Source organism: Enterococcus italicus, assembly GCF_023743875.1.
Lineage (GTDB): Bacteria > Bacillota > Bacilli > Lactobacillales > Enterococcaceae > Enterococcus_G > Enterococcus_G italicus.
The window spans coordinates 1-1790 of sequence record NZ_JAMRVB010000022.1 but is presented as its reverse complement, the minus strand read 5'-3'; the positions used below and the strand labels follow the sequence as shown (position 1 = coordinate 1790).

Below are 1790 nucleotides of genomic sequence, written 5' to 3'. Positions count from 1 at the left end.
TAATTAACGTCCTAGATAGGGGTATTTCGTATGTCTAAAAGAAAAATGAAACTAAGCGTTGAAGAGCGAATACAGATAGTTGAGAATTATCTCAATGGTCAAAGCAGTATCAATAAAACAGCTCAAGAAGCAGGTGTGAACTGGAGTACAATAAAAAGATGGATAGCCATTTATGAAAATGAAGGACCTACAGGATTATTACCAACCAAAAAGAATCGTCACTACTCAAAAGAACGAAAAATCGAAGCCGTTCTAGACTATCTGGATGGATTTGAAGGATTGGAGGCAGTCACAAAAAAATATGGCTTACGGAACAAGGTACAGCTCCAAGACTGGATAAAGATATATAATACTCATGGAACCTTTAAATCAGAAAGTGGTGGAAGTAAAGTGAGTCAGACAAAAAAGTTCAGTTTAGAAGAGCGTATAGCGATTGTATTGTACTGTATTGCCAACAACTACGATTACAGTGGCACAGCTGTAAAGTACCAAGTGACCTATCAGAACGTTTATAACTGGGTCAAGCGTTACGAGAAATTGGGAGAAGCAGGACTCGAAGATCGTCGTGGTCACCGCAAAGCAAACCAAGAAAGTCGAACACCTGAAGAAGAAGCAAAAATTAGAATTGCGCAGTTGGAAGAAAAGGTAAAATACCAACAGATGGAGATTGACCTGTTAAAAAAAGTAAAGGAATTAGAAAGAAGGGATTGGCAAAAGAAGTAAAAAATTGGCACGCTTATGAAGCAATCAAGGAACTACATGAAGAAAAACTTTATCCTGTTCAGCCCATGTGCAAGATATTGAATGTTAGCCGGTCGGCTTACAATCGTTGGGTGAAACATCCCTATAGCCCACGGAGGATGGCGAACAACGAACTTGCCAAAACAGTCAGAGCAATCCATGATGAACACCCGGACATGGGCTATCGCCGGATCAAAGACGAACTAAAACGGACGCACGATCAAAACGTGAACGATAAGCGCGTCTTACGTATCTGTCGTGAAGAAAAAATTCAATCCTCAATCAAACATCCGGCAAATAGTATTACTAAAAGAGGTCGTCATCCATATTACGTAGCGGAGAATATCCTGAATCGTGATTTTTCTGCCACAGCACCAAATACAAAGTGGGTCACCGATATTACAGAGTTCAAGTACTACATTGGTCTCGAGGTGCATAAGGTCTACTTGAGTGCCATCCTAGATTTATATGATCGACGTATCGTTGCTTACGTCATCAGTGAGAGGAACGACCTGCCACTGGTACTGGATACCTTTGATAAGGCACGATCGGCTGAACCTGATGCACAGCCAATTTTCCACAGTGATCGTGGATTTCAATATACCAATAAAAAAATGTACGAAAGAATTAGTGATGCACAAATGATTCAAAGCATGTCTCGAGTTGGAAAATGTATCGATAACGGTCCTATGGAAGGCTTCTGGGGTATTCTAAAGCGTGAAAACTATTATGGTCGTAAGTTTACAAAGAAACAAAACTTGACCGACATGATAACTGATTTTATTGACTACTATAATAATGGTCGTTACCAAAGAAAACTACATGTCCTCACACCGATGGAGTATCACAAGCAATATTTCCAAGCAGCCTAAGATACCATGTGGTTGTAGCGGGGAAAGCACCTTCTTCCCCGCTACAACCACATGGCCAGTCAAGCGTAGCGCGACAGTTGCTTTTAAAATAAATCAAAAAAACTACCCCAAAACTCAGGGTAGTTCGACGAAAAAATCTTATACTATTTCATTGTCCTATTGACGGGGTGCACACCA

2 protein-coding genes are annotated in these 1790 nt (G+C 40.4%); both read left to right on the top strand.

Annotation, left to right across the window (positions count from 1 at the left end):
• Positions 1-30 precede the first annotated feature (30 nt).
• On the top strand, positions 31-723 hold the full coding sequence (locus tag NE257_RS11520) for a helix-turn-helix domain-containing protein (RefSeq protein WP_251886529.1): 693 nt from the start codon (positions 31-33) through the stop codon (positions 721-723).
• On the top strand, positions 708-1613 hold the full coding sequence (locus NE257_RS11515; RefSeq protein WP_251886528.1) for an IS3 family transposase: 906 nt from the start codon (positions 708-710) through the stop codon (positions 1611-1613). The genes NE257_RS11520 and NE257_RS11515 overlap by 16 nt, the downstream gene beginning before the upstream one ends.
• Positions 1614-1790 lie beyond the last annotated feature (177 nt).

Coding starts and splice junctions, on each gene's coding strand:
- NE257_RS11520 (WP_251886529.1), top strand. CDS start 31: ATGTCTAAAAGAAAAATGAAACTAAGCGTTGAAGAGCGAATACAGATA.